Here is a 26,477-nt window from a genome sequence, read left to right as displayed (position 1 = left end):
ACCGGGGCGATCGGGCGGCGGCACCGGGGCGACACCGGACGGCTCGGGACGGCTCGGATCACGGTGCGGCGGCAGGGCACGGCCGGCGGCGCGGTCGGCGGCGCGGTCGGCCGGCGCGGGTCGGGCGGCCGGCGCACCGCCACGTGCGGCGGGACCTCCGGGACCGGTGCCGGGCTCACCGCTCGCCGGCGGGTGTCCGGCACCAGCGGGCCGGACGGCACCACGAGGCGGACCCTCCGGGCGAGCACCCGGTGGCACGGCACCACGAGGCGGACCCTCCGGGCGAACACCCGGTGGCACGGCACCACGAGGCGGACCGTCCGGGCGGGTTCGGGGCGGGCCATCCGGGCCGACGCCCGCTGGGACGGCGGCGCGGGCCGGGCCGTCCGGGCGGGTGGCGCCACGGGCGGCGGCCTCCGCACCCGGGCCGGGCCGGGCCGGGCCGGGCCCACGGCGTCCGGCACCGGAGACCGGCGCGTCGCCAGGGACGGGTCGGGCACGACCTGGCGGGGTGGAGCGGGCAGCGCCGCGAACCGGTGCGCCCGGGCCGGCGGGACCGCCACCGGGCGCGGGTCGCCCGCCACCTGAGGAGCCGGCGGAAGGGTCGTCGTTCCCACGGTCACCCGCCGCGCCGGGGCGGTTCGGGCCGGCGGGTCCCTCGTGACCGGGCTCCGCCGGAGGGCGGCGGCGTCTGCTGGTCGGGTCCGATGCGGGCCCCGCGGCGCCCCGTCGGCCGGTCGGGCGCTCGCCGGTGGTCGGCGGATAGGCCAGACCACCGCTCGACTGCTCGCCGGTGGGCTCGGAGGTGCCGGGCCGGGCGACGCGGCGCCCGGTGGGTGCGTCGGCGCCCGGGTCGGCCGGCGGGCCGGCGGCCCGGCGGCCGGGCGCGTCCTGAACGGCCGGGTCGGGCACGGCGAGCCGGCCGGGCGAGCGGTCCGTGAGGTCGCCGAGGCCGCCGGGCGGCGCGGTACGGCGGCCGGCGGTCCGTCCCTCGGGCGAGGCCGGCGGGTTGCCACCCCGGCGGTTGACCACCGGCAGGGCGGGGTCGGTGTGCGGCAGGCGGCCTGCCTGACGCAACCAGTCGGCGGGTCGCTCGGGTCGGTCGGTCCGGGGCTCGCCACCGGCCGGGGCGCGACGCTCCTGCTCGTCCGGTACCGCCCGTCGACGCCCGCTGCCGTCGGCCGGGCCGACGGTCGGCGCGGCGCCGGTATGGCCGGTTGTCGCGTCCGGCACCGGCGGGGCGTTGCCCGAGCGGGGCACCACCGGCCCGGTGGGGTCGGCAGCGCGGCGGCGGCCGGCGGTCGCCGGGCGGTCGCGGTCGGCAGGCCCACGGCCGGGCGCCTCCGCTGCGCCGGGGTCGACCGGGCCCGGTCGACGCCGGGCGGTCCGTGGGTCACGGTCGACGGCGGGATCGGGCCGGAGTCCGCCGGAGACCGCCGGTGCGGCACCGGTCGGCGGCGCGTCGAAGGGAACACCGCCGGGGGCGGCGGGTGACCCGGGAGAGCGCGCCGGATCGGTCGTACGCCGCCCGGCGTGCCCGCCCTCGGCGGGCAGCGGACGGCCGCGCTCGGTGGGCTCCGGGCCAGGTCTGGGACCCGGCGGCGCGGCGTCGGGTCGGCGCAGCGGTGGCATCGCGTCCGCCCGACCGGCTGGTACGCCGACACCCGGGCGGCGACCGGTCGGGGCACCGGCGCTCGGCGGGCCGACGGGCGGGCCGGCGCCCGGCCGGGGCACGGCCGGGCCGGCAGGGACGCTGGAGGTCGGGGGCGCGGATGGGCCTGTCGGCTCACCGCTGCCGGGCCGGGCAGCAGTGGGAGGCGGGGGTGGCGGCCCGGCGGCGCGAGGTCCGCTGCCGGGCGCGGGCGGTGCCCCACGGCGGGTCGGTTGGCCCGGCGCGGGAGTTCCCGCGCCGGCGGTCCGGGTCTGGTCGGCGGGTGGCCGCTCGTCCGGGCGCCGGCCAGTCGGCGGTGCCTCACCCGGCCAGGGTCCGTCGACGGGCCGGCGCACGGCGGGACCGTCCGGGTCACCGCGACGCGGGGCCGGTGGCGCCGGCGCGTCCGGCGACGCCGGGGCAGCCCCGCGCGGCTCCGGGGGATCTGCCGGGGCCCCGTCCGGGCCAAGTTCGGAGCGCTGCTGCTTGGCCGACCGCAGGTCGTCGATCCAGCCGAACTCCTCCCCGGCTACCGGCTCCTCCGGCTCGGCCTCGGCCCGGCCTCGACCCCAGCGGCGGCCCTTGGCGCGGGTTTCGCGCCGCTCGTCCGGGCCTTCGTCCGGGCGGTCCGCACCACGCGACTTCACTGTTGACCCTCTCCTGCGGCGTTCGTGCCGCTGTCCTGCATCGTGCCGGGACCGTCCGTGCCCGCCGTCGAGTGACCGTCCCCGTCGGCAGGCGTCGGCACGGCCTGCGCCGTTACGGGCGGGGCGTCCGGACGGGCGGGCGGGGCCGGCAGCCCGCGCACGATCCGGCGTAGCAACGGCAGCCGGGTGGCCACCGCGCGCTCCGCCCCGTGCGGGCTGGGCCGGTAGTAGTCGGTTCCCACCAGGTCGTCCGGGACGTACTGCTGGGTGACGACGCCGCGCTGGTCGTCGTGCGGGTATCGGTAGCCGGTGCCGTGGCCCAACCCCCGGGCGCCGGCGTAGTGCGCGTCGCGCAGCCCGCGCGGCACCCCGCCACCCCGGCCGGCCCGCACGTCGGCCATCGCCGCGCCGATGGCGGTGGTGGCCGAGTTCGACTTCGGCGCGGTGGCCAGGTGGATGACCGCCTGGGCGAGGTTGAGCTGCGCCTCGGGCAGCCCCACGTACTCGACCGCGTGCGCGGCGGCGGTGGCCACGCCCAACGCGCCGGGGTCGGCCATGCCCACGTCCTCGCTGGCGAAGATCACCAGCCGGCGGGCGATGAACCGGGCGTCCTCCCCGGCGACCAGCATCCGGGCCAGCCAGTGCACCGCGGCGTCCACGTCCGAACCGCGCAGGCTCTTGATGAACGCGCTCACCACGTCGTAGTGGGCATCGCCGTCGCGGTCGTAGCGCACCGCTGCCACGTCGACCGCCTGCTCGGCGGTGGCGAGGTCGATCCGATCGGCGTCCAGCGCCGTGGCGGAGGCCGCAGCCGCCTCCAACGCGGTCAGTGCCTTACGGACGTCGCCCGACGCGAGGCGTACCAGATGGTCCTCGGCCTCGGCGGTCAGGGCGAGCGTGCCACCCAGACCCCGCTCGTCGGCGACCGCGCGGCGCAGCAGCCCTCGCACCGCATCGTCGTCCAGCGGTTGCAGCGTGAGCAGCACGCACCGCGACAGCAGCGGGGAGATGACCGAGAAGTACGGGTTCTCGGTGGTCGCCGCCAGCAGAGTGACCGTACGGTCCTCGACGGCGGCGAGCAGCGAATCCTGCTGGGTCTTGCTGAACCGGTGCACCTCGTCGATGAAGAGCACGGTCTGCGGGCCGCCCGAGCGGCGCTGCCGGCGGGCCGTCTCGATCACCGCCCGGACGTCCTTGACCCCGGCCGAGAGCGCCGACATGGCGACGAACCGTCGGTCGGTGGCCCCCGCCACCAGATGCGCGATGGTGGTCTTGCCGCTGCCCGGCGGGCCCCAGAGGATGACCGACAGCGGTGCGCCGCCGGAGACCAGCTGCCGCAGCGGCGCGCCGGGGGCGAGCAGGTGGTCCTGTCCGATCAGTTCGTCGAGGGTCGCCGGGCGCATCCGGACGGGCAGGGGCGAATCGTCTGCTACCGGAGTGAAGCCGTCGACACCGGCGGGACCGTCGGGCGCGCTGCGCGTCCCGGCGGGTGCACCGAGGGAGAAGAGGGCGTCGGACTCCATCACGGGAACAGTACCGGGCCGGACCCGCGACGCCGGAATCGCGCCGCGGGCCGGGCCACTGGTGATCGGTTCCGGTCAGCCGCGACCGGGGCGACGGCCCCGGTACCAACGGCCACCACCGCCGCCGCCACCGGCGCGCGGGCCGCTGCCCACGCCCGCCAGGTAGAGCGAGAGCAGGAGCAACCCGATGAGCACGAGGGTGTTCCAGTTGAACAGGTCGGGCGCTCCGAAGTCGGTGTTGAGCAGGTCGAGCAGCAGGGCGAAGCCAAAGACGATGGCGGCCAGAACGGCGAGCATGGCGGTCCTCCGGTGGGGGTTCCCAGTAGGTCGGCCCCGGATGTACCCAATCGGTCGACTTCCCAATCTCCATGGTGGATCCGGGTCAATCCGACCCCGCCCGGCCCCTCGAACCTCGGCTCGTAGGCTTGTCACGTGATCATCAGTGACCAGCTGCTCGACGACCGGGCCGCCATCCTGTCTGCCGCCGGCCATCATCCGTTCGCCCGACACGCGCTCGCGCCCGGCGCACCGGCGCGCGGCTACCGACGCGGCGGAGCGGTGCTCTGGGTGACGCCGAACGGGCAGGGGCCCGACGGTTGCGCGGTCGGCCCGGCCGAGCCCGCACTCGAGGTCTGTGCCGCGCTGGCCGCCGACGGGGTGTTGCGTGCGGGGCAGCGGCTGCACCTGCCCCGGCACGATCCCGGCCTGTTGTCGGGCCGTCTGGCCGTGACCGGCCACGCCGACTGGGACTTCCACTGGACCAGCACGCAACCTCCGGCCCAGCCGGACGAGCAGCGGGTGGTACGACTTCCCGACGCCGACCACCCGGCGTTGGTGGCGCTGATCGACGAGGCGTTCCCGAGCACCACCACCCGCCCGGGCGGCCGATGGGTGATGGACTGGTACGGCATCCGGGCCGGCGACCGGCTGGTGGCGTGCGGCGCGGACTGCAGCAAGGGCGACATCGGCTTCCTCGCCGGCCTGACCGTCGCTCCCGACCAGCGGGGGCGGGGGTTGGGCGCGGCGCTGACCGCTGGGATGACCCGGGCGTTGCTGGCGCGCTACGACACGGTCGGGCTCGGTGTCTATCCGGACAACACCGTCGCGACGCGGCTCTACCGGCGGCTCGGCTTCACCGATACCCTCCCGCTCAGCTCGCTACGACTGGCCTGACGCGCAGGGGCGTCCAATGGAGAGGCTCTTCTCAATGGTCGGCGGCCTGGCGCCCGACGGGTAGCCGGCTGTCCGCCGCCCCGGTGGTGGGGACGACCGCCGGCTGCCGAGCTGCCCGCCAGGCGGGCAGGTAGAGCGGAGCGGCGACGGCCAGCACGACCGCTCCGACGACCATGGCGGCGCCGACGCTGGTGGTGGCGGCGAGCGCGGTCAGCACCACCCCACCGAGCGCGCCGGCCGGCTGCGCCATCATCGAGTTGAGCGAGAGCACGCTCGTCCGGTACGGGCCGTCGACCTGCCGGTGCAACAACCCCTGGTGCAGCGGGTTGGACGCGCCGTGCACCGCGTAGCAGGCCAGGTAGGCCACGAGCACTCCGACCGGCCCGGCGAAGAGCCCCATCCCGACCACCGTGACGCCCTGCAGGATGCGCAGCAGGGCCGCGCCCGGCGCGGCACCCAGCCACCGCAGCAGCAGCGGGGTCAGTGCCGCACCGGCGGCCGAGGCGATCCACGCGGCCGAGTTGGCCGGTCCGAGCAGCGCGGCGGCGCGTTCCGGATTGCCGATGACCTCGGCGAGTCGCACCGGCAGCAGCGACTCGAAGGTGACCATGCCGAAACCCCAGAACAGCTCCACGGCCACCAACGCCAGCAGCACCCGGGAGCGGCGCAGCAGCCCGACCGCCTCGCCGATCATCCGGGGTGCCTGGGCCACCGAGGCCCGCACGGCCGCGAAGCCGGTGGCCGGCCGGTGCTCGACCAGCAGGACGAGCAGCGCGACCAGCGCGACCGCCTGGGCTCCGATGGCGACCAGCACGGGCAGCGTGAGCGCGCTGATTGGCCCGATCGGGCCGAGTGCGACCAGGCCACCGCTGAGGAGCGCGCCAGCGCCGATGGCCCCGCCGATGACGGTGCCGGCGTACCCGAGGCCCTGCTCGTACGGGGCGTCCGGGTCGGCGGCGAGGGTGGCATCGACGTACCAGGACTCCAACGGGCCGCTGTCCAACGCCCGGTAGACCCCCTGCAATGCCCAGACCAGGAAGAACAGCGTGAACGTGTCGGCCACCGCGAACAGCGACAGCGAGACGAGGTTGATCGCTCCGGCGGCGAGCAGCACCGGTCGGCGGCCCAGGGCGTCGGCGAGCCCACCGGTGGGCAGCTCCAGCGCCAGCACCAGCAGCCCCTGCGCGGTGCCCACCAGACCGATCTGCGGCAGGGACAGACCGCGCTCCTGCATGAGCAGGATCATCACCGGGATCATCAGACCCGTGGGCAGCCACCGCAGGCCGTAGAGCGTGAGGTAACGACGCCGGACCTGGCGTACGGTCAGCGCGCTCACCACCGCTCCTCCGTCCGGGGGAACCCGGCCACGAACACGTGCACGGGCTTGACGTCGGCGCCGACGGCGACGGCCTCGTCGCGGTAGCGCATCAGCACCGCCCACAGCTCACCGGTGAGGGCCCGCAGCCGGGCCGGGTCGAGCGGCAGCGCCAGGTCACTCATGCCGGCGGCGTCGCGCCAGGCCGGGGACTGGTGGTGTTCGACGGCCATCCAGCGTTCGGCCAGGTCAGCCATAATCCGCACCTGGTTGGCCTGAATCCACTGCACGGCGGCCCGGGCGTCGTCGTCGTCGTCGAAACCGGTGGACTCGAACTCGCTGACGTCGTGCTCCGCCTGCCACCAGCGCTGCCGGCCGGTGCCCCGGTCGGGGTCCTCGCTCACCAACCCCACCTCGGCGAGCTGCCGCAGGTGGTAGCTGGTTGCCCCGGTGTTGGTGGCCAGCTTCTCGGCCAGGGCGGTCGCGGTCGCCGGGCCGTCGATGCGCAGCGAGCCGAGCAGCCGCATCCGCAGTGGGTGAGCCAACGTGCGGACCTGTCGGTTGTCCAGATGGACACGGCGCGGTGCGGCGCGGTCATCGGGCGAGGAACTCTCCATGACTGCACAGTATCTCTGCACACTTCCTATGCACAATAGGTGTGCACAGGAAGTGTGCGTCTAACTCGGCGTCAGGAGTTCGCGTACGCCACGCAGCCGGGTCCGCAGCAGGCCGGCGGCGCGGGTGCAGTCCAGGCGTACCTCACCGGGGCCGGCCTGGCCGGCGGCGGCGCTCGTGGTGGTCGTCAACCCCGCCGCGTCCAGGTCGAACCGCTCGGCGACCAGCAGGCCCAGCTCGGCGCGGCTGACCGCGTCCGGGCCGGCCACGTTGAGCGGGCCCGCGTACGCGTTCTCGACCAGCTCCAGCACGGCGTCGGCCAGGTCCGTGACGTCGACCGGACAGCGGACGTGGTCGGTGAACAGGGTGGCCCGACCGGCGAGCGCGTCCCGGGAGAGCTGGATCTGCTTGCTGCCCTCCCCCAGGATCAACGAGGTACGCACCAGCGCGGCGCCCGGATCGACGGCCCGTACGGCGGTCTCGGCCGCGGCCTTCGCGGCGCCGTATGCGTTCACCGGGGTGGGTGGATCGTCGTCGGCGTACGGGTCGGGCCGGCCGGCGTGCAGCGCGTCGCTGGACACGTGCACCAGACGGGCGCCCACCTCGGCTGCCGCGACCGCCACGTACGCGGCCCCGTCGGCGGTGACCGTCCAGTCGTCGTACCGGTAGGGGGTGCTGACCACGGCGTCCGGCCGCACCTCGGCGACCAGCGCGCGCACGGCGGACCGGTCGGTCACGTCCAGCCGGCGCGCCGCGACACCCGCCACGGTGATCTCGCCGCAGTGGCACGTCCCCACCACCGACCAGCCGGCGCTTCCCGCTCGCCGGCACACCTCGCCGCCCAGAAACCCACTGGCCCCCACCACGAGCACCCGCATGCCACCACTCCCCCGCCGCCACTCACGTCGATCATGAGGTTAACGAGCCACACGCTGAGCGTGGGCCCGTCACCCTCATGATCGACAAGGCGCGGCAGGGGAGTGCGCGGGGGGCAGGGGCGCGGGTCAGACCGGGTCTGCCACGGGGGCGGCCGGGCCGGCAGTGCCGGTGTGGGCCGTCGCGGCGGGCTTCGGCTTGGCGTCGATGCCGGCCTCGGTGCGCTGCTGGGCGGTGATCGGCGTGGGCGCGCCGGTCAGCGGGTCGAAGCCGCCACGGGTCTTCGGGAACGCGATGACCTCGCGGATCGAGTCCGCGCCGGCGAGCAGCATGCAGACCCGGTCCCAGCCGAAGGCGATGCCGCCGTGCGGCGGGGCGCCGTACTTGAACGCCTCCAGCAGGAAGCCGAACTTGTCCTGCGCCTCCTCCGGCGTGATGCCGAGCAGGTCGAAGACCCGCTTCTGCACGTCACCCCGGTGGATACGGATCGAGCCGCCACCGATCTCGTTGCCGTTGCAGACGATGTCGTACGCGTAGGCGAGGGCCCGGTCCGGTGCCTCCTCGAACCGGTCCACCCACTCGGAGTTCGGCGAGGTGAACGGGTGGTGCACGGCCGTCCAGCCGCCGTCGTCCGTGCGTTCGAACATCGGCGCGTCGACCACCCAGCAGAACGCCCAGGCGCTCTCGTCGACCAGGGCGGCCCGCTTGGCGATCTCGACGCGGGCAGCGCCGAGCAGCTCCTGCGCCTCCCGCGTGGTGGCGCTGGCGGCGAAGAAGACCGCGTCGCCCGGCTTGGCGCCCACCGCGTCGGCGAGCCCGCCCAGGTGCTCGGCGGAGAGGTTCTTGGCCACCGGCCCGCGCGCCTCGCCGGTCTCGGCGTCCAGCACCACGTACGCCAGACCACGCGCGCCGCGCGCCTTCGCCCAGTCCTGCCAGCCGTCCAGCTCCTTGCGGCTCTGCGCCGCGCCACCCGGCATCACCACCGCGCCGACGTACCCGCCCGCGTCGATCGCCCCGGCGAAGACCCGGAACTCGGTGCCGCGCAGGTAGTCGGTCAGGTCGGTCAGCTCCACGCCGTAGCGCAGGTCCGGCTTGTCGGAGCCGTACCGTGCCATCGCGTCGTGCCAGGTGATCCGCGGGATCGGCTGGCTGATCTCGTGCCCCGCGAGGTCCTTCCAGAGCGTCGAGACGATCGCCTCACCGAGGTCGATCACGTCGTCCTCGGTGACGAAGGACATCTCGATGTCGAGCTGGGTGAACTCCGGCTGCCGGTCGGCGCGGAAGTCCTCGTCGCGGTAGCAGCGGGCGATCTGGTAGTACCGCTCCATACCGCCGACCATCAGCAGCTGCTTGAACAACTGCGGCGACTGCGGCAGCGCGTACCAGCTGCCGGGCTGCAGCCGCACCGGCACCAGGAAGTCGCGAGCGCCCTCGGGCGTCGACCGGGTCAGCGTCGGGGTCTCGATCTCCAGGAAGTTCCGCTCGTGCAGCACACCCCGGGCGAGGTGGCTGGCCCGCGAGCGCAGCCGCAGCGCGTTCGCCGGGCCGCTGCGACGCAGGTCCAGGTAGCGGTACTTGAGCCGGATGTCGTCACCGGCCTCGACCTGGTCGTCCACCGGCAGCGGCAGCGGCGCCGCCTCGGAGAGCACCTCCAGCTCGACGACGGTCACCTCGACCTCACCGGTGGGCAGCTCCGGGTTCTCGTTACCGGCCGGCCGGCGGGTCACCTCGCCGACGACCTTCACGCAGAACTCGTTGCGCAGCGCGTGCGCGTCCTCCTCGCGGAACACCACCTGGACCACGCCGGAGCCGTCGCGCAGGTCGACGAAGATGACGCCGCCGTGGTCGCGCCGGCGGGCCACCCACCCGGCGAGCGTCACCGACGAGCCGGCGTCCGTCGCGCGCAAGCTGCCGGCATCATGGGTACGGATCACGACGTGCGTCTCCTCATCTGCGGTGCGGTCTGCCTCCGCATTCTGTCAGGAGTGCCGGAATCGATCCGCGCCACCCGTCGACCCGGCCGGACGTTCCGGGCGGGCCGGTTGTCCGCACCGTCGACGCGCTCACCCCGCTCTGCCGAGACGCGCACCGGAGGCAGCGGAGCGAACCCGGCTCGGCGGGCGGACAGGCCGGTTAACGTGGCGAAATGCGCGCCGTACCGAACTGGGCCGTCGCCACGGCGGCGGCCGCACCGCTGCTGCTGGTGGCGGGTTGGACGGTTGCGCAGGCCCGGCAGCCCGCCGGCTACGACCCGATCCGGGACACCATCAGCGAGTTGGCGGGCCACGGCGCCACCGACTCCTGGATCATGGTCGGGTGCTTCGTGCTGCTCGGCTGCTGCTACCTGGCGACAGCCGCCGTCCTGCACGCCGCCGGACTGCCCAGTCGTTTCCTGCTCGGCGTCGGCGGGATGGCGACCATCGCGCTGATCGCCTTTCCACGGCCACAGGTGGGCGGTTCCCTCGGGCACGGCACGGTGGCGACGGTGGCCGTCCTCGCTCTGGCGCTCTGGCCGGCCGGTTCGGCGCTGTGGCTGCCGCGCGGCCCGGACGCCGGGCATCCGACCCGACCACAACGGCCCTGGGCGTTCCGCCGGTCGGTGGCGCTGAGCGTCACCGCGCTGCTGCTGGCCCTGTTCGGGTGGTTCGCGTACGAGGTGACCAGCGGGTCGCGCACCGGGCTGGCCGAGCGGGTGGCCGCGCTGGCCGTCTCGCTCTGGCCGCTGCTGGCGCTGCTCTCCGCCCGCCGGGCCCACCTGGTCTGGGCCGCCGGTGGTGTCGTGTCCGCCGGCGGCGATCAGCCGGCGACTGGCGTCGTACCCCCTGATCCTCTGCGGCCCGCCCGCGGGCCCGCCTCCCCGCCGGCCTGAATCGTTGCCCTGAGTCGGCCTCGCGATCGTCCGGTGGCCCGCGGCTCCCGCCGCGTCGCTACCATGTGCCGATGTCCGCCGTCCCCCGCTGGACCCTGTTGTCGGCCGGTGCCGCACCACTGTTTCTCATCGGCGGCTGGACGTTGGCCCAGGCCGCCCGCCCCGACGGGTTCGACCCGGTGCGGCAGACGATCAGCGCGCTCGCCGCCACCGACGCGGACCACCGGTGGATCATGACGCTGGGGCTGGCCGGCCTGGGGCTCTGTCACCTGATCACCGCGCTCGGCCTGGTGACGGCCGCGACGGCGGGCCGGGGGCTGCTCGCGTTGGGCGGGCTGGCCACCCTGGTGGTTGCCGCCTTTCCGCAGCGTCCGGCGGGCGGCTCGACGACGCACGCCGTCGCCGCCGGCGTGGCGTTCGTCGCGCTGGCGCTCTGGCCTGCCCTGGCCGTGTCGCACGGCTTGTCGCCGTTCGACCGCCGGGGCCACCGCCACCCGCCGGACGGGTCACGACCGAGTGGGCGCGCTCGCGGGGCGGCGCTCGCCGGGGCGGCCGTCCTGCTCGGACTGGTCGGGTGGTTCGCCGTCGAACTCTTCTCCGGTGGAACCCGGATCGGGTTGGCGGAGCGGCTGGCGGCAGGCGCCGAAGCTGTCGTACCGCTGGCCGCCGTGCTCGCCGCGATGGTTTCCGCGCGGCACGGCGAACGGGCCGCCGGGGAATCCCGACGGCCCGAAGCGCGGTAGCGCGATCAGAAGACGCTGACGCCGTAGACGTTCAGCGCCTCGGTGACGGGCTGGAAGAACGTCGTGCCACCGGTGCGGCAGTTACCGCTGCCGCCGGAGGTCAGGCCCAGCGCGGTGCCACCGGCGAACAGCGAGCCGCCACTGTCGCCCGGCTCGGCGCAGACGTTGGTGCGGATCAGGCCGGAGACCGAACCCTCGGCGTAGTTCACCGTGGCGTTCGTCGCGTTGACGGTGCCGCCACGTACGCCGGTGGTGCTGCCGGAGCGCTGCACCGACTGGCCGACGGACGCGTTGCCGGCGCCGGTGATGTCCTGGTAGCTGCCGTTGTAGAGGTAGACGTTGCCGGCGGCGTTGGCCGAGTTGTTGTGGCGCACGATGCCGTAGTCGTTGCCCGGGAAGCTGGTGCCGGTACGGGTGCCGATCAGCGCCGTCTGGGCGGAGTTCGAGTACCAGTTCGCCGAGATGTTGGTGCAGTGCCCGGCGGTCAGGAAGTAGTAGGTGCTGCCGCTGCGCACGTTGAACCCGAGCGAGCAGCGTCCGCCACCGCCGGCGTAGATCGCCTGGCCACCGGAGATCCGGGTGCTCAGCACGCCGGCCTCGGCCTCGACCCGGACGGCGCCGTTGGCCCGCGCCGCGGCGGCCTTGACCCGCTCCAGCTTGGCCCCGGTGACGGTGGAGTCCACGGAGACGACGACCTGGTTGGTGACCGGGTCGCTCCACCAGGCGGTGCCAGGGATCTTGGCGGAACGCTCCAGCTCCGCGGTGGCCCGGTTGAGCTCGGCGGCGCCGCGCGCGACGTACCGGACGGTGGCGCCCGAGTTGCTCACCTTGCGGGCGGCAGCCGCGTCGGTCACGGTGACGACGGACTTGCCGCTGGCGTCGATGTACGAGCCGGCGGAGCGGTCGCCGAGCTGAGCGGAGAGGGCGGCGGCGGCGTCCGGCGAGGCGGCGGGGGCGGCCTGGGCGGGCGCGCCGACGAGTGAGCCGACGACCAGGGTTCCGGCTACGGCGACGGTGGCCGCGACGCGGAGTGAGGACCTCGTGGGTCGCATGTAACAAACCTCCTGGGCGGGGGAACGGGTCTCGCCGGGGACGACGAACCCGAGGGGGCAACCCAGCCGATCTGGGGAAACCGGCCAAGTGCAATGAAGTATTCACATACTTAAGATCATTGACAAGACTTGGTTTCGCCCGGATTTGCCGATCTTCCTCGGTTACATGGCCGCAACACCTCTGACGCACTGGTGAACGCCCACCGTCACACCGCACTACCGCCAGTTCTTTCCGGAGCCCCGGGCCATAGCGCCGCGCATCGACCAGTGCGGATGTATAACCCCGGGCGGCACGGCGGTCGGCGTCCGACCGCAGACCTGCGTCAGGCGGTACGGCGGCGGGCGCCCGGGCCCGGGCGGGGCACCACGTCGCGAGGTTGGCCGACCTCGTGCCCGTCCGCGCAGCGCAGCTCGACGCGTACCTCCGCGCCGCAGTCGCGATGGCCCACGCTCAGCGCCGAGCCCTCCGGGTCGGCCAGATACCGGTCGCCCCACCCGAGCACGGCGACCAGCACCGGCCAGAGGTCCGAACCCTTGTCCGTCAACCGGTACTCGTGGCGCAGACGACTGCCCGGCTCCCGGTACGGCTCGCGGCGCAGCACGCCCTGCTCGACCAGGGTGGTCAGCCGGCTGGTCAGCACCTGACGCGGGATCCCGGTGCGCACCCGCATGTCGTCGAAACGGCGTACGCCGCTGAACACCTCCCGGAGCACGACCAGGGTCCACCGCTCGCCGAGGACCTCCATCGCTCGGGAGATGGTGCAGTTCTCCACTGACCAGTCCAGTGCCGCGGATCTCATCCGACCAGGCTAGGTCTCATTGACAGACTCAGCAACGTGCTGCCAGGCTGCGTCCATGACACAGACGCAGGAGCCGGCGCGCAGCCGTACCTTCACCTGGTCGGATCCGGCGACCAACGCCGCGCAGCTCGGTCGGCGCAGCGGCCTCGACCTGCTCCGGGCGATGATCGCCGGCGAACTGGCGGCACCTCCGGTGATGCACCTCATCGACATGGCCCGGATGGAGGCCGACGAGGGGCGGGTGGCCGTCGAGTTGGTCCCGCAGGAGTTCCACTACAACCCGCTCGGCACCGTCCACGGTGGCGTCATCTCCACCCTGCTGGACACCGCCGCCGCCTGCGCCGTGCACACCACGCTGCCCGCCGGCGTCGGCTACACCTCGCTGGACCTGAACGTGAAGTTCCTCCGGCCGGTCACCGTGGCCAGCGGCATCCTGCGCTGCGAGGGCACGGTGCTCCAACGTGGCCGCCGCACCGCTCTGGCCGAGGCCCGCCTGACCGACGCGAGCGCCCGCCTGATAGCCCACGCCACCAGCACCTGCCTCCTCTACCCCCTCCCCTGACCCTCCCCGCGCCCCGCCGTCCCCGGCGCGTCGATCCGGGGTGAATCGCTGTGGCTAGAGATCAGCCAGCGATGAACTTCCCTAGATCGACGCGGGGGGACGGGCGCGGGGGACGGCGGCGGGGCGGGGCGGAGGGTCAGCGCACCGAGGCCAGGCGGGCGGCACGGGCGGCGCGCTTGTCCTCGAAGCGGGACGCGGCGCGGTCAAGCTCGTCCAGTTGGCCGGCCAACTGCTCGCGGGCGGCCTCGCCGTCGGCGTTCAGGCCGGTCACGTTGAACACGTCCCACTGACGCAGCACCGGCAGCAGCACCTCGTCGCGGTGCTGGCGCAGGTCGTAGATGCCGGCGAGGGCGATCGCCACCGACTTGCGGGCGAAGCCGTCGATGCCGCTGCCCGGCATCTGGAAGTTGTCCACCACGTCGGCGACGGCCCGCATGGCCTGGCTCGGGGCCAGCTCGAACGCGGCGGCGAGCAGGTTGCGGTAGAAGACCATGTGCAGGTTCTCGTCGGCCGCCACCCGGGCCAGCAGCGCCTCGCAGGCGGGGTCGCCGGTGGCCTTGCCGGTGTTACGGTGCGAGATCCGGGTGGCCAGCTCCTGGAACGAGACGTACGCCAGGGAGTGCAGGACCTCGTCGTCGTGCACGTTCTTGTAGCCCTCGGACATGTGCGTCATCCGGGTCCGCTCCAGCTCCACCGGGTCGACGGCACGGCTGACGGTCAGGTAGTCGCGGATCGCGATGCCGTGGCGGCCCTCCTCCGCGGTCCACCGGTGCACCCAGGTGCCCCACGCGCCGTCCCGACCGAAGAGGGTCGCGATCTCGTGGTGGTACGAGGGCAGGTTGTCCTCGGTCAGCAGGTTGACGATCAGCGCGGTGCGCGCCACGTCCGGGATGGTGGAGTCGGTCGGCGACCACGCCTCGCCGCCGAGCGGCCCGTCGAAGGTCCGCCCCTCGCTCCACGGCACGTACTCGTGCGGGAACCACTCCTTGGCCAGCGAGAGGTGCCGGTCGAGGTTGCGCGCAACCACCGGCTCCAGCTCGACGAGGAGTGCGGTCTGACTCAGTGTGGTGCTCATGGTCACGAGAAGCTCCCTACGGTGGCGTAACTTACGCTACCGTAGGTCCCCGTGGCCGCGCGCGCCAGTCGTGAGACTCAGCCGACCTGTGGTTTGAGGTCCTCCCGAGGCGGCACCCACTCCCCCGCCACGGCCGTGACCTGCTCACCGGAGCGGATGTCCTTCACCTCGTCCGGCGCGCCGTCGGCTCCCGGGAACCAGACGAACGGGATGCCCCGCCGCTCGGCGTAACGGATCTGCTTGCCGAACTTCGCGGCGCTCGGCGACACCTCGGTCGGCACCCCGCGCCGCCGCAGCGCCTCGGCCACCCGGTTGCTGGCCGTACGCCGCTCGTCGCTGGTCACCGCCACCAACACGGCCGTCGGCACCTCACGGGAGATCGGCAGTTGGCCCGCGCCGAAGAGCAGGCCGAGCAGCCGGGTCACCCCGATCGAGATCCCCACCCCCGGGTACGAGGTGGCGCCGGCGCTGGCCAGGTTGTCGTACCGGCCGCCGGAGCAGATCGAGCCGAACCGCTCGTACCCGCGCAGCTGGGTCTCGTAGACGGTGCCGGTGTAGTAGTCCAGCCCACGCGCGATGCGCAGGTCCGCCACGCACAGGCCGGGCGAGTGCTCGGCGGCGGTCTCCACCACCCGTACCAACTCCTCGATGCCCTCGTCGAGCAGCGGGTTGTCGACGCCCAGCGCGCGCACGGAGTCGGCGAACGAGGCGTCCGGTGCGGAGATCTCGGCCAGGGCCAGGCACGCCTTGGCCTGCGCCTCGCTGGCACCGGCGGTCTGGGCCAGCAGGTCGGCCACCTTCGCCGGGCCGATCTTGTCGAGCTTGTCGACCGCGCGCAGGGCGGCCTCCGGGTCGGTCAGCCCGATGCCCCGGTAGAAGCCCTCATTGATCTTGCGGTTGTTGACCTGGATCGTCACCGGCGGAATCGGCAGCGCACGGAACGCGTCACCGATGACGAGGGGCATCTCCGCCTCGTGGTGCGGGGCGAGGGTGTCCCGATCGATGATGTCGATGTCGGCCTGGACGAACTCCCGGTAACGCCCCTCCTGTGGCCGCTCTCCCCGCCACACCTTCTGGATCTGGTAACGGCGGAACGGGAAGGCGAGCTTGCCGGCGTTCTCCAGCACGTACCGCGCGAACGGCACGGTGAGGTCGAAGTGCAGGCCGAGCTGGTCATCGCCGCCCGTACCCTCGGCGTCGGCGTGCAGCCGGCGGATGACGTAGACCTCCTTCGAGGTCTCGCCCTTGCGCAGCAACTGGTCCAGCGGCTCCACCGCGCGGGTCTCCAGCGGGGCGAAGCCGTACAGCTCGAAGGTGGCCCGGATCTTGTCGAGCACGAACTGCTCGACCATCCGCTGGCCGGGGGTCCACTCCGGGAAGCCGGAGATGGGCGTGGGCTTGTTCATCACGTACTCCTTGCGGTTGCGCGAGATGCGCGGTGACGCCGTGGGTCCGCACGGCGCAGACGACGGTTCAGAGACCCCGGGTGGGCGCGGCCGGCGGCGCGCCGACCACCTCGATGAGGTACGGGTTGCTGGCACGCTCGCGGCCGATGGTGGTGCTGGGGCCGTGGCCGGGTAGCACGACGGTGTCGTCGGCCAGCGGAAGTATCTTGTCGCGAAGGCTGGTGAGCATCGCCGGCATGCTGCCGCCCGGCAGGTCGGTGCGACCGATCGACCCGGCGAAGAGCACGTCGCCGGACAGGCACAGCTCGTCGGCCTCCCAGCCCGACCCCGCGCCGGGCAGCCGGAACAGCACCGACCCGCCGGTATGGCCCGGGGCATGGTCGACGGTGATCTCCAAGCCGGCGAGCGCCACGCTGGCTCCGTCGGTCAGCTCGGCCACGTCCTCGGGCTCGGTGTAGGTCAGCCGCCCGCCGAAGAGCGAGGTCAGGTCGGCGGAGAGGCCCTTGGTCGGGTCGGCCAGCATCTCCCGGTCGCCGGGATGGACGTACGCGGGGATGCCGCGGGCGCCGCAGACCGGCGCGACCGAGAAGGTGTGGTCGAGGTGGCCGTGGGTGAGCAGGACGGCGGCCGGATGCAGGTGGTGCTCGGCGAGCAACGCGTCGAGCTGGTCGAGCACCCCGATGCCGGGGTCGACCACCACGCACTGCTCCCCCGGCGCGGTGGCCACCACATAGCAGTTGGTGCCGAAGGCGTCCGCGGGAAAGCCGGCCACGAGCACGGGTGCTGTCCTCTCCGTCGAGCTGTCGTCCTGCCCAGCAGCCTAACCGGCAGGGCGACCGGGTTCGCCGCGTCCGTTTCCCTGCGTCCCGGCCGGCACAGTGACATCGCACGATATGGGCTGCTGGCGGCGGGGTGGACCTCGTACACCACATTCCCAGTCACTAGCCGTACACTCTGGCGGGCGTGTGGCGCGGCACACGAAACGCCCGAACGGCCGGGACGCCCGGCCACCGGCGACGACCAGGCAGAGGAAGGGGAGCACGGGTGGCTTCCAGCAGGGACCGGCAGCGCAAACTGGCGCGGGAGAAGCTCGACCGGCAGTTGGCCCGTCGAGCAGCCGTCACGCGGCGCCGCCGGCAGATCCAGGCCGGTGTCGGCGCCGCCCTGGTCCTCGTGCTGATCGTGGCCGGCTCGGCCTGGGCGCTCGGCGCGTTCGACTCCGACCCGAAGAAGAACACGGCCGCGGCGGACACCTGCCTCTGGACGCCGCAGGACGCGACGGCCAACACCAACCTCAAGGACGTCGGCACTCCGGACACCAAGGGCCTGCCCACGGCCGGCACCCGGGCGATGACCGTGACCACCAACCAGGGCGCTCCGATCACCGCCGAGCTGAACCTGACCAGCTCCCCGTGTGCCGCGGCGAGCATCAGTCACCTGGCGAGCCGATCGTTCTACGACAACACCAAGTGCCACGAGATCACCGCCGACGGCGCGCTGCGCTGCGGCGACCCCAGCGGCACCGGCCTCGGCGGGCCGACCTACTCGTTCTACGACGAGGACCTCCCGACCGTGCCGTCGGCGTCGCCGTCGGCCAGCCCGGCGCCCGGCCAGCCACCCACGTACCCGAAGGGGACCGTGGCGATGATCTCCAACCCGCCCGGCAGCAACGGCAGCCAGTTCCTGATCTTCTTCAAGGACTTCACCACCGCCGACCCGAAGTTCCCGATCATCGGGCGGGTGACCGGCGGGCTGGACGTGGCGGAGAAGATCGGTGCCCTGCCGACCGTGGACAATGGGACTGGGGCCAAGGTCAAGCCCGGAACCGACGTGGTGATCCAGAGCCTCACCGTTGGTGAGCCGGTCACCGCCGCGGCAGCGTCGCCGCCGGCCTCGGGCGCCCCGGCCAGCAGCCCGAGCGCCGGCTGACCGGTCGCCCCCACCACCCCACCCCAGCGGCACCCAGCAGCAGACAGCCAGGAGGATCCAGGCGTGACGTCCACCAGAGAGCGGCAGCGCGCGGCGGCACGCGCCCGGCTCGAGAAGGAGATGGCCGAGCGCGCGGCCAAGGCCCGCAAGCGCCGGCAGACGCAGGCGATCATCGGCGCGGGCGCGGCGCTGGTCCTCGTGGTCGCCGGCACCGTCTGGTTGGCCATGAGCCTCGGCGGCGACGACGACAAGACCGACAGCGCCGCTCCGGCGGCCGGCGCGGCCGAGTGTGTGTACAACCAGCTGCCCGCCGACCAGCGGAGCCCGCAGATCAAGGACGTCGGGCTGCCGAGCAACCAGCAGTCCGGCAAGGGTGTGCAGACCATGACGATCGACACCAACCTGGGCCCGATCACCGCCAAGGTCGACCGGTCGCTGGTGCCGTGCACCGCCGGTAGCTTCACCCTCCTCGCGGAGAAGAACTTCTTCGACAACACCAAGTGCCACCGGCTGGTGACCGAGGGCATCAAGGTGCTGCAGTGCGGTGACCCGAGTGCCACCGGCGCCGGCTGGCGGCAGACCGACGGCACGGGCGGCCCGAGCTACAAGCTGCCCGAGGAGAACCTGCCCACCGACAAGCGCCCGCCGTACCCGGAGGGTGTCATCGCGATGGCCAACGCCGGCCCGAACAGCACCGGCAGCCAGTTCTTCATCGTCTACGGCGACTCGCCGCTGGACGCCGCGTACACGGTGCTGGGCACCGTCACCAGTGGCCTGGACATCGTCAAGGACGTCGCCAAGGCCGGCGACGACGGGGCGTTCAAGGCGCAGGCCGGCGGCGGCCACCCCAAGAAGGAGGTCGTCATCAAGGACCTCACGATGAGCGCGCCGCAGGGCTGACGCCCCAGCAGACGACGAAGCGCCCGCCGGCTGAGCCGGCGGGCGCTTCTCGTGTCAGGCGCCGGAGGTGACCCGGTACGCGTCGAAGACCCCGTCGACCTTCCGGACGGTGGCCAGCAGGTGGCCCAGGTGCTTCGGGTCGGCCATCTCGAAGCTGAAGCGGCTCACCGCCACCCGGTCGCGGGTCGTGGTGACCGTGGCGGACAGGATGTTGACCCGCTCGTCGGAGAGCACCCGGGTGACGTCGGCCAGCAACTTGTGCCGGTCGAGGGCCTCGACCTGGATGGCCACCAGGAACGTCGAGGCGGAGGTGAGCTTCCAGCTGACCTCGACCACCCGCTCGGCCTGCGCCCGCAGGTCCTCGGCGTTGGCGCAGTCGTCGCGGTGCACGCTCACGCCGCCGGAACGGGTGACGAAGCCGAACACCGAATCCGGCGGGACCGGCGTACAGCAGCGGGCCAGCTTGATCCAGACGTCGCTGACGCCCCGGACTACCACGCCCGGGTCGCTGCTGCTCTGCCGGCTGCGCGGCGGCCGGGTGGCGACGGCGGTCTCGGCGATGTCCTCCGCCGCGCCCTCCTCGCCGCCGTACGCGGCCATCAGCTTCTGCACCACCGACTGCGCGGAGACCTGGCTGTCGCCGACCGCCGCGTAGAGCGACGCCACGTCGGCCAGGTGCAGGTCCCGGGCGATCGACATGAGCGCGTCGGAGGTGAGCATCCGCTGCAACGGCATGCCCTGCTTGCGCATCGCCTTGACGATCGCGTCCTTGCCGGCCTCGATCGCCTCCTCGCGCCGCTCCTTGTTGAAGTACTGCCGGATCTTCGTACGGGCGCGTGGGCTCTTGACGAAGCCCAGCCAGTCCTGGGTCGGGCCGGCGGTCTCGGACTTCGAGGTGAAGATCTCGATCACGTCGCCGTTGGACAGCGTCGACTCCAACGGCACCAACTTGCCGTTGACCCGCGCTCCGATGCACTTGTGCCCCACCTCGGTGTGCACCGCGTACGCGAAGTCCACAGGCGTCGAGCCGGTCGGCAGCGGGATGACGTCACCCTTGGGGGTGAAGACGTACACCTCCTGGCTGGACAGGTCGAAGCGCAGCGCGTCGAGGAACTCGCTCGGGTCGGCCGCCTCGCGCTGCCAGTCCAGCAGTTGCCGCAGCCAGGTCATCTCGTCGATGTGCGCCGGGGGGCCCACGATCTGGGTGCCCTTGTGCTCCTTGTACTTCCAGTGCGCGGCGATGCCGAACTCCGCGGTGCGGTGCATCGCGTACGTGCGGATCTGCATCTCCACCGGCTTGCCGGTCGGCCCGATGACCGTCGTGTGCAACGACTGGTACATGTTGAACTTGGGCATGGCGATGTAGTCCTTGAACCGGCCCGGCACCGGCTGCCAGTTGGCGTGGATCACGCCCAGCGCCGCGTAGCAGTCGCGCACGGTGTCGACCAGGATCCGCACCCCGACCAGGTCGTAGATGTCGTTGAAGTCGCGACCCCGCACGATCATTTTCTGGTAAATCGAGTAGAGGTGCTTCGGCCGGCCGGTGGTCTCCGCCTTGATCTTGGCGGCCTTGAGGTCGGTCTGCACCTTCTGTGTCACCTGGCGCAGCAGCGCCTCACGCTGCGGCTGGTGCTCCCCGATCAGCCGGTTGATCTCCTCGAAGCGCTTCGGGAACAGCGTGCCGAAGGCCAGATCCTCCAGCTCCCACTTGATCGTGTTCATGCCCAGCCGGTGCGCCAGCGGGGCCAGGATCTCCAGCGTCTCCTTGGCCTTCTGCTCCTGCTTGGGGCGGGGCAGGAAGGTCAGGGTGCGCATGTTGTGCATCCGGTCGGCCAGCTTGATCACCAGCACCCGCGGGTCCTTGGCCATCGCCACGACCATCTTGCGGATGGTCTCGGCCTTGGCCGCGTCACCCAGCTTGACCTTGTCGAGCTTGGTCACGCCGTCGACCAGCAGTGCCACCTCGCCGCCGAAGTCGGCGCGCATCTGGTCGAGCGTGTATTCGGTGTCCTCGATGGTGTCGTGCAGCAGCGCCGCGACCAGCGTGGTGGTGTCCATCCCGAGGTTGCCCAGGATGGTGGCCACCGCGAGCGGGTGCGTGATGTACGGGTCACCGGACTTGCGGTACTGCCCCGAGTGCCACCGCGCTGCCGTGTCGAAGGCGCGCTGGAGCAGCCGGGCGTCGGCCTTCGGATGGTGGACCCGATGGGACGAGATGAGCGGCTCCAGTACCTCGCTGACCTGCGAGGTCTGCCACGGCGCGTTGAACCGGGCCAGCCGGGCCCGCACCCGACGGCCGGTGGGCGCGTTGGACAGCCCGAAACCGCCGCTCGGCGACGGGTCGACGTCAGCGTCGGTCGGGAACGGAACGACGACACCGTCGGCGCCGGGGGACGCCTCGACGGCTCCCGACACGGCCGCGGCCGGAAGCACCGCGCCCTCGGCCGCAGCCCCGTCGGAGCCGGTTCCGGCACCCGCCACCCGAGCAGGCGCGTCACCGTTCCGGTCGGTCAGCGAGCCGTCGGCGTCGCCCGTCGGGTGCACCGTGCCCTCCGCCGGAGGAACGACATCGTGGGACACCGGCCTCCTCACCGCTCGCAGGAAACACACCGGCCGCACGTCGGCCAGCCTCGTCTCGCGCCGCCGATCGGCGTACCGCCGTCGTCAGCAAAGGGCAATGCTACCCGCACGGGCGGTCCCCTGCCGCTCCGCCGGACGGTCGGCGACCCGTCCCGCCCGACGGGCCCGGCCTCAAACGGTCAGCAGGGCATGCACCGGACGCGGGGCCAGCCGCTTGCGGGCACCCAGGAAACCGAGCTCCAGCAACACGGTGAAACCGGTGACCGTTCCCCCGGCCCGCTCGACCAGGTCCAGTGTCGCCTCGGCGGTGCCGCCGGTGGCCAGCACGTCGTCGACCACCAGCACCCGGTGCCCGGCGGTGAAGGCGTCCTCGTGCACCTCGAGGGTGGCCTCGCCGTACTCCAGGGCGTAGGTCGCCGAGTAGGCGGGGCGGGGCAGCTTGCCGGCCTTGCGCACCGGCACCACACCCACCCCCGCCGCGTACGCGACGGCCGCCGCGACGACGAACCCGCGTGCCTCGATGCCGACCACGACGTCGAAGGCGTTCCGCCCGTGGTACGCGACGATCTCGTCGATCACCGCACGGAACGCCTCGCCGTCGGCGAACAGCGGCATCAGGTCCTTGAACAGGATGCCCGGCTGCGGGAAGTCGGGCACGTCCAGCACCCGACTGGCCACCAGTCGGGCGGCCTGCGGACCGCTGTCCCCGCGCGGCTCGGTGCTGTGGGTCTCCGTCACGGCAGTTCCGTTCCCTTCACGACGACGACATCCGGCTCGATGCTCACGCAGCACGCACGACGGCATCCGGCTCGCTGCTCACGCAGCACGCACGACGGCGTCCGGCGATGCTGCTCGCACAGCATGCCGGACGCCGTCCGGGCATTTCCTCCCGGGTCTGCCCCGGGTACGGGTCAGCGCCGCTTGGCGCCGCCCGGCCGGTTACCGCCGCCACCCGGGCGACCGCCCCGGGCACCGGTCGGCCGCTTACCGGCCGGACGCGTGCCGACCTTGGGAGCGGCGCCGGCCAGCGCGGCGCTGTCCGGGTCGAGCGGGGCGTCGGCCTCGTCGGCCCGGACCGGGCTCGCGGCGCCCCTCGGGATGACCTCACCACGAGCGATCGCGCCACGGCGGGCCAGTACCCGCTTGTTGTGCGCCTGGATCCGCGGGTCGTAGTTCTTCAGCAGCGCCAGCAGCGGCGTGGCCACCAGGATGGAGGTCAGGAACGCCACCGCCATACCGACGAACAGCACCAGGCCGAGGTCCTTCAACGTGCCGGCACCGAGCAGACCGGCACCGATGAAGAGCAGACCACCGACGGGCAGCAGGGCGACCACCGAGGTGTTCAGCGACCGCATCAGGCTCTGGTTGACGGCCAGGTTGGCCGCCTCGCCGTACGTCTGGTTGTTGTTGGCCGTGATGCCCCGGGTGTTCTCCTGGACCTTGTCGAAGACCACCACCACGTCGTAGAGCGCGAAGCCCAGAATGGTGAGGAAGCCGATGATCGTCGACGGGGTGACCTCGAAGCCGACCAGGGAATAGATGCCGGCGGTCAGGAGCAGGTTCGTGAACAGCGACGCGACGGCGGCGACCGCCATCCGCCACTCGAAGCGCAGGATCAGGTAGACCATCACCAGCGCGATGAAGATGACCAGGCCGAGCAGGGCCCGGTCGGTGACCTGGCTGCCCCACGCCTCACTGACCTGGTTGCCGCTGATCTGGTCGGCGTTGATCCCGAACCCCTGGGCGATCCGGTTCTCCACCGCGGTGGTCTGCTCGGCGCTGAGCTGGCCGGTACGCAGCTCGTAGGTGTCACCACCCGTGCCGCCGACCTTCTGGGCGCTGACCACCTTCGCGCCGGTGTTCTCGGCCGCCAGGGCCGCGTCGACCTGCTTCTCGGCCCCGTCGAGGGTGCCGACGCTGGCCGGCACCTGGAACGAGTTGCCGCCGGCGAACTCGATGCCGAGGCTGAACCCGCGCAGCGCGAAGCTGAGGATCGCGACCAGGATCAGCGCCCCGGCGACGCTGAACCAGAGCTTGCGCCGGCCGACGACGTTGAGACCGGCCTCGCCGTTGTAGAGGCGGCTCGCCAGACCGTTTTGAGCCATCTCAGGCCTCCTTGGCGCGCGGGTTGCGGGGCTGGGTCTGCTGGTTGCGGGCCGGAAGTGCTCGGCCCAGACCGCTGACCCGCGGGGACAGGAACGCCCGGGTCCGGGCGAACATCGTCATGATCGGGTGTCGGAAGAGGAACACCACGACCAGGTCCAGCACGGTGGCCAGGCCGAGGGCGAAGGCGAAGCCCTTGACCGTGCCGACCGAGACCACATAGAGCACCACCGCGGAGAGCAGGGTGATCGCGTTGGCCGAGATGATCGTCCGCCGGGCGCGGACCCAGGCTCGGGGCACCGCGCTGCGCGGACTGCGTCCCTCCCGGATCTCGTCCTTGAGCCGCTCGAAGTAGATGACGAACGAGTCCGCCGCCACACCGAGCGAGACGATCATGCCGGCGATGCCGGCGAGGGTGAGCGTGAAGCCGATCTGCCGGCCAAGCACCACCAGCGCGCCGAAGACCAGCAGCGCGGAGAGGATCAGGCTCAGGAAGATCACCGAGCCGAGCAGCCGGTAGTAGAAGAACGCGTAGATGATGACCAGCAGCATGCCGATGCCCGCCGCGAGCAGACCGGCCCGCAGGTGGCTGGCACCCAGGGTGGCGGTCACGTTCTGCGTTTCCTGCTGCTTGAAGGTCACCGGCAGCGCACCGAAGCGCAGCTGGCCGGCGAGCGCACTGGCGTCCTTCTGGTTGAAGTTGCCGGTGATCTGGGAGTTACCGGTCAACACGCCCTGGATCTCCGGGCTGGAGACGATCTCGTTGTCCAGCACGACGGCCACGCGGCACTTGCCGTCCTGACCGAGCGCGGTGGCGTCGCAGGCCTGACCCTCGTTGGTGAACGCCTCGCGGGTCAGCGCGGTCCACTTGCCCTGGCCGTCGCCGGTGAAGTCGAGGCTGACCACCCAGGCGTTGGTCTGGTCGAGCACCGCGTCGGCGTCGTCCACGTCGGTGCCGAGCACCTTGGCCTGGTCGAGCAGGTACTTGGACGCACCGTCCTCGCAGGAGACGACCTGCTGCTTTGCAGGGGAGATCGACGCCGGCGGGCGCTTGTCGAGCTGCGCGCAGCCGATCGTCGGCACGTTGAACTGCACCTGCGCCGGCAGCACTGCCACCTCCTGCGGCGACAGGGTGCCGAACGGCTTGAGCTTGTCGGCCAGCGACGGGTCGGCGGTCAGGTCGGCCGGGGCCTGCAGCCCAGTGGCGGCCTGCCAGGCAGGGGCGCCGACCTTCTTCTCGACGGCCTTTCGCTGCTCCTCGATGCTGGCCGGCACCGGCTCCTCGCTGGCACTCGGCGACGGCGCGACGGCGCTCGGCGAGGCCGACGGGGTCGGTGTGGCCGAGGCCGACGGGGTCGGTTTGGCCGAGGCCGACGGGGTCGGTGTGGCGCTGGGGGCGGGGGCCATTCCGCCCTGCCCACCGCTGGGAGACGAGGTCACCTTCGGGGCGGCGCTGCCGGACGGGGCCGGCTTCGCGCTGCCGGACGGCGTGGGCGTCACACTGCCCGGCGGAGCCGGCGAGGCGGCCGGCGGCACGGCCGCCGTTCCGCTGCCGTCGGCGGCCTTGAGCACCTTGCGGAAGCGCAGCTCGGCAGCGCTGCCCACGTCGTCCAGGTTCCGGTTCTCACCGGGCAGGGAGATGACGATGTTCCGGTTGCCCTCGGTGACCACCTCGGCCTCGGCCACGCCGAACGCGTTGACCCGGTTCTCGATGATCTGGCGGGCCTCCTCGAGGTTCTCCGCGGTCGGGGGCTTGCCGTCGACGGTGTTGGTCGCCTCCAGCGTCATCCGGGTGCCGCCGATGAGGTCCAGGCCGAGCTTGGGCTCGAGCCGATCCTTCAAGCTGCCGCTGGCACCGGAGAAGAACACCAGAAGATAGAGGACCACGAAGATGCCCCCGAGCACGGCGAGCTGCCGCCCGGGGCGCATCTGTCCCTGAGGTGGTGCCACGGTTGTCCTGTCTCCCTGTACGGTCGCGCCGCTGCGCGCGGCGGCGGCTGCGGTGTCGGGCCGGGGGTTCCGGCCGACGGGTCTGACCTGGGCCGGCGGGATGCCGACACGACGGCCGGACACGCCAGCGCGGGACGCGGACGGTCACGGAGACGTGTCGACGCCCGGCGTCGACCCAACTATCCAGTTTTCACGTCACATCCGCTGCCCCGTCGGGCGCGGTGTCCCGGTCGACGTGACCCGGCCGTACGCCGGAATCGCCGCCCCGGGTGGGTAGCGTCAATCCTTGACGGTGTCCGCGTCCTCGGTGACCGGCTCGCTCGGCAGCTCCGCGCGGGTGACCACCCGGGCGATGGCCGGCCGGGCGTAGCGGGTCTGCACGCCCGGGGCAACCTCGAGCAGGACGGTGTCGTCCTCGATACCGGTGACCGTGCCGTAGAGCCCGCCGATCGTCACGACCTCGTCGCCGGGGCCGAGGTTGGACTGCATCGACTCCGCCTCGCGGCGACGCTTCTGCTGGGGGCGGATCATCATGAAGTACATGACGCCGAAGAGCAGGGCGATCATCAGGATCGGCGTGAAGCTACCGGCCCCGCTACCCGCTGCCAAGTAATGCACGGTTACTGACCTTCCCATTGGCCACCCGTCCGGCACGGGGAGTGCCGGAGCGGAGGCAGATTCTCACGTCCTGTACAGACCGCGGCGAAG

22 protein-coding genes are annotated in these 26,477 nt (G+C 72.7%); 6 read left to right on the top strand and 16 right to left on the bottom strand.

What is annotated here, in order from left to right; translation table 11 throughout:
- Positions 1-2,294 precede the first annotated feature (2,294 nt).
- Both ACLJN9_RS25950 and ACLJN9_RS25945 read right to left on the bottom strand, forming a co-directional pair.
- The gene (locus ACLJN9_RS25950) at positions 2,295-3,821 is read right to left on the bottom strand and encodes a replication-associated recombination protein A (RefSeq protein ID WP_410814220.1); all 1,527 of its coding nucleotides are present in this window, start codon (positions 3,819-3,821) and stop codon (positions 2,295-2,297) included.
- Between the two features lie 75 nt (positions 3,822-3,896).
- Complete coding sequence (locus tag ACLJN9_RS25945; protein WP_410814219.1) at positions 3,897-4,118, bottom strand: hypothetical protein; 222 nt, start codon at positions 4,116-4,118, stop codon at positions 3,897-3,899.
- Positions 4,119-4,253: 135 nt separating this feature from the next.
- On the opposite strand from ACLJN9_RS25945, the gene ACLJN9_RS25940 reads away from it, so the two are divergent.
- The gene (locus ACLJN9_RS25940; protein WP_410814218.1) at positions 4,254-4,994 is read left to right on the top strand and encodes a GNAT family N-acetyltransferase; all 741 of its coding nucleotides are present in this window, start codon (positions 4,254-4,256) and stop codon (positions 4,992-4,994) included.
- Positions 4,995-5,025: 31 nt separating this feature from the next.
- Here the strand turns inward: ACLJN9_RS25940 and ACLJN9_RS25935 are convergent, their stop codons facing one another.
- From ACLJN9_RS25935 to aspS, 4 genes are all read right to left on the bottom strand, one after another.
- A complete protein-coding gene (locus ACLJN9_RS25935) occupies positions 5,026-6,333 on the bottom strand; it encodes an MFS transporter (protein WP_410814217.1) in 1,308 nt (435 codons plus the stop codon).
- Positions 6,327-6,926, bottom strand: a complete 600-nt coding sequence (locus ACLJN9_RS25930; RefSeq protein ID WP_410814216.1) for a helix-turn-helix domain-containing protein — start codon at positions 6,924-6,926, stop codon at positions 6,327-6,329. Before ACLJN9_RS25930 ends, ACLJN9_RS25935 begins: the two co-directional genes overlap by 7 nt.
- A gap of 60 nt (positions 6,927-6,986) precedes the next feature.
- Positions 6,987-7,802, bottom strand: a complete 816-nt coding sequence (locus ACLJN9_RS25925) for a sugar nucleotide-binding protein (protein WP_410814215.1) — start codon at positions 7,800-7,802, stop codon at positions 6,987-6,989.
- A gap of 126 nt (positions 7,803-7,928) precedes the next feature.
- The gene (gene aspS, locus ACLJN9_RS25920) at positions 7,929-9,734 is read right to left on the bottom strand and encodes an aspartate--tRNA ligase (protein ID WP_410814214.1); all 1,806 of its coding nucleotides are present in this window, start codon (positions 9,732-9,734) and stop codon (positions 7,929-7,931) included.
- Between the two features lie 212 nt (positions 9,735-9,946).
- Here aspS and ACLJN9_RS25915 point away from each other — a divergent pair, with 212 nt between their 5' ends.
- A complete protein-coding gene (locus ACLJN9_RS25915; protein WP_410814213.1) occupies positions 9,947-10,669 on the top strand; it encodes a DUF998 domain-containing protein in 723 nt (240 codons plus the stop codon).
- A gap of 71 nt (positions 10,670-10,740) precedes the next feature.
- Positions 10,741-11,412 carry a DUF998 domain-containing protein gene (locus ACLJN9_RS25910; RefSeq protein WP_410814212.1) on the top strand — a complete coding sequence of 224 codons (672 nt, stop codon included), beginning with the start codon at positions 10,741-10,743 and terminating at the stop codon, positions 11,410-11,412.
- 5 nt (positions 11,413-11,417) lie between these two features.
- Here ACLJN9_RS25910 and ACLJN9_RS25905 read toward each other — a convergent pair whose 3' ends face one another.
- Positions 11,418-12,464, bottom strand: a complete 1,047-nt coding sequence (locus tag ACLJN9_RS25905; protein WP_410814211.1) for a S1 family peptidase — start codon at positions 12,462-12,464, stop codon at positions 11,418-11,420.
- Between the two features lie 323 nt (positions 12,465-12,787).
- Positions 12,788-13,264 (bottom strand): winged helix-turn-helix transcriptional regulator, encoded by a 477-nt coding sequence (locus tag ACLJN9_RS25900; protein WP_410814210.1) that lies wholly within the window; start codon positions 13,262-13,264, stop codon positions 12,788-12,790.
- Positions 13,265-13,319: 55 nt separating this feature from the next.
- Between ACLJN9_RS25900 and ACLJN9_RS25895 the strand changes: the two genes are divergently transcribed.
- The gene (locus tag ACLJN9_RS25895; protein WP_410814209.1) at positions 13,320-13,826 is read left to right on the top strand and encodes a PaaI family thioesterase; all 507 of its coding nucleotides are present in this window, start codon (positions 13,320-13,322) and stop codon (positions 13,824-13,826) included.
- A 136-nt stretch (positions 13,827-13,962) separates the two neighbouring features.
- Here ACLJN9_RS25895 and ACLJN9_RS25890 read toward each other — a convergent pair whose 3' ends face one another.
- From ACLJN9_RS25890 to ACLJN9_RS25880, 3 genes are all read right to left on the bottom strand, one after another.
- On the bottom strand, positions 13,963-14,901 hold the full coding sequence (locus ACLJN9_RS25890; RefSeq protein WP_410814327.1) for an acyl-ACP desaturase: 939 nt from the start codon (positions 14,899-14,901) through the stop codon (positions 13,963-13,965).
- A gap of 77 nt (positions 14,902-14,978) precedes the next feature.
- The gene (gene hisS / locus ACLJN9_RS25885) at positions 14,979-16,307 is read right to left on the bottom strand and encodes a histidine--tRNA ligase (RefSeq protein WP_410814208.1); all 1,329 of its coding nucleotides are present in this window, start codon (positions 16,305-16,307) and stop codon (positions 14,979-14,981) included.
- A 67-nt stretch (positions 16,308-16,374) separates the two neighbouring features.
- Positions 16,375-17,085 (bottom strand): MBL fold metallo-hydrolase, encoded by a 711-nt coding sequence (locus ACLJN9_RS25880; protein WP_410814207.1) that lies wholly within the window; start codon positions 17,083-17,085, stop codon positions 16,375-16,377.
- A 266-nt stretch (positions 17,086-17,351) separates the two neighbouring features.
- Between ACLJN9_RS25880 and ACLJN9_RS25875 the strand changes: the two genes are divergently transcribed.
- Together ACLJN9_RS25875 and ACLJN9_RS25870 are read left to right on the top strand one after the other, a co-directional pair.
- A complete protein-coding gene (locus ACLJN9_RS25875) occupies positions 17,352-18,236 on the top strand; it encodes a peptidylprolyl isomerase (RefSeq protein WP_410814206.1) in 885 nt (294 codons plus the stop codon).
- 63 nt (positions 18,237-18,299) lie between these two features.
- Positions 18,300-19,136 (top strand): peptidylprolyl isomerase, encoded by an 837-nt coding sequence (locus ACLJN9_RS25870; protein ID WP_410814205.1) that lies wholly within the window; start codon positions 18,300-18,302, stop codon positions 19,134-19,136.
- A 54-nt stretch (positions 19,137-19,190) separates the two neighbouring features.
- Here ACLJN9_RS25870 and ACLJN9_RS25865 read toward each other — a convergent pair whose 3' ends face one another.
- The 5 genes from ACLJN9_RS25865 to yajC all read right to left on the bottom strand — a co-directional run bounded on the left by ACLJN9_RS25865 (position 19,191) and on the right by yajC (position 26,405).
- A complete protein-coding gene (locus tag ACLJN9_RS25865) occupies positions 19,191-21,716 on the bottom strand; it encodes a RelA/SpoT family protein (RefSeq protein WP_410814203.1) in 2,526 nt (841 codons plus the stop codon).
- A 171-nt stretch (positions 21,717-21,887) separates the two neighbouring features.
- Positions 21,888-22,454, bottom strand: coding sequence for an adenine phosphoribosyltransferase (locus ACLJN9_RS25860; RefSeq protein ID WP_410814201.1), 567 nt, complete (start codon positions 22,452-22,454; stop codon positions 21,888-21,890).
- Between the two features lie 173 nt (positions 22,455-22,627).
- Positions 22,628-23,821 carry a protein translocase subunit SecF gene (gene secF, locus ACLJN9_RS25855; protein ID WP_410814200.1) on the bottom strand — a complete coding sequence of 398 codons (1,194 nt, stop codon included), beginning with the start codon at positions 23,819-23,821 and terminating at the stop codon, positions 22,628-22,630.
- A 1-nt stretch (position 23,822) separates the two neighbouring features.
- Positions 23,823-25,769, bottom strand: coding sequence for a protein translocase subunit SecD (gene secD, locus ACLJN9_RS25850; RefSeq protein WP_410814198.1), 1,947 nt, complete (start codon positions 25,767-25,769; stop codon positions 23,823-23,825).
- 279 nt (positions 25,770-26,048) lie between these two features.
- Positions 26,049-26,405 (bottom strand): preprotein translocase subunit YajC, encoded by a 357-nt coding sequence (gene yajC, locus ACLJN9_RS25845; protein ID WP_410814197.1) that lies wholly within the window; start codon positions 26,403-26,405, stop codon positions 26,049-26,051.
- Positions 26,406-26,477 lie beyond the last annotated feature (72 nt).

Origin of the sequence: Micromonospora sp. 067-2, from assembly GCF_046549295.1 — a bacterium.
In the GTDB taxonomy this organism is placed as follows: domain Bacteria; phylum Actinomycetota; class Actinomycetes; order Mycobacteriales; family Micromonosporaceae; genus Micromonospora.
Note: the sequence above shows the minus strand (reverse complement) of the source record. Positions and strands in the feature narration are given on the sequence as shown.

Bases quoted from the DNA above. Each gene is read 5' to 3' on its own strand.
- ACLJN9_RS25905 (WP_410814211.1), bottom strand. From the start codon at position 12,464: ATGCGACCCACGAGGTCCTCACTCCGCGTCGCGGCCACCGTCGCCGTA.
- ACLJN9_RS25915 (WP_410814213.1), top strand. From the start codon at position 9,947: ATGCGCGCCGTACCGAACTGGGCCGTCGCCACGGCGGCGGCCGCACCG.
- ACLJN9_RS25910 (WP_410814212.1), top strand. From the start codon at position 10,741: ATGTCCGCCGTCCCCCGCTGGACCCTGTTGTCGGCCGGTGCCGCACCA.
- secF (WP_410814200.1), bottom strand. From the start codon at position 23,821: ATGGCTCAAAACGGTCTGGCGAGCCGCCTCTACAACGGCGAGGCCGGT.
- yajC (WP_410814197.1), bottom strand. From the start codon at position 26,405: ATGGGAAGGTCAGTAACCGTGCATTACTTGGCAGCGGGTAGCGGGGCC.
- ACLJN9_RS25930 (WP_410814216.1), bottom strand. From the start codon at position 6,926: ATGGAGAGTTCCTCGCCCGATGACCGCGCCGCACCGCGCCGTGTCCAT.
- ACLJN9_RS25950 (WP_410814220.1), bottom strand. From the start codon at position 3,821: ATGGAGTCCGACGCCCTCTTCTCCCTCGGTGCACCCGCCGGGACGCGC.
- ACLJN9_RS25890 (WP_410814327.1), bottom strand. From the start codon at position 14,901: ATGAGCACCACACTGAGTCAGACCGCACTCCTCGTCGAGCTGGAGCCG.
- hisS (WP_410814208.1), bottom strand. From the start codon at position 16,307: ATGAACAAGCCCACGCCCATCTCCGGCTTCCCGGAGTGGACCCCCGGC.
- ACLJN9_RS25925 (WP_410814215.1), bottom strand. From the start codon at position 7,802: ATGCGGGTGCTCGTGGTGGGGGCCAGTGGGTTTCTGGGCGGCGAGGTG.
- ACLJN9_RS25945 (WP_410814219.1), bottom strand. From the start codon at position 4,118: ATGCTCGCCGTTCTGGCCGCCATCGTCTTTGGCTTCGCCCTGCTGCTC.
- ACLJN9_RS25900 (WP_410814210.1), bottom strand. From the start codon at position 13,264: ATGAGATCCGCGGCACTGGACTGGTCAGTGGAGAACTGCACCATCTCC.
- ACLJN9_RS25895 (WP_410814209.1), top strand. From the start codon at position 13,320: ATGACACAGACGCAGGAGCCGGCGCGCAGCCGTACCTTCACCTGGTCG.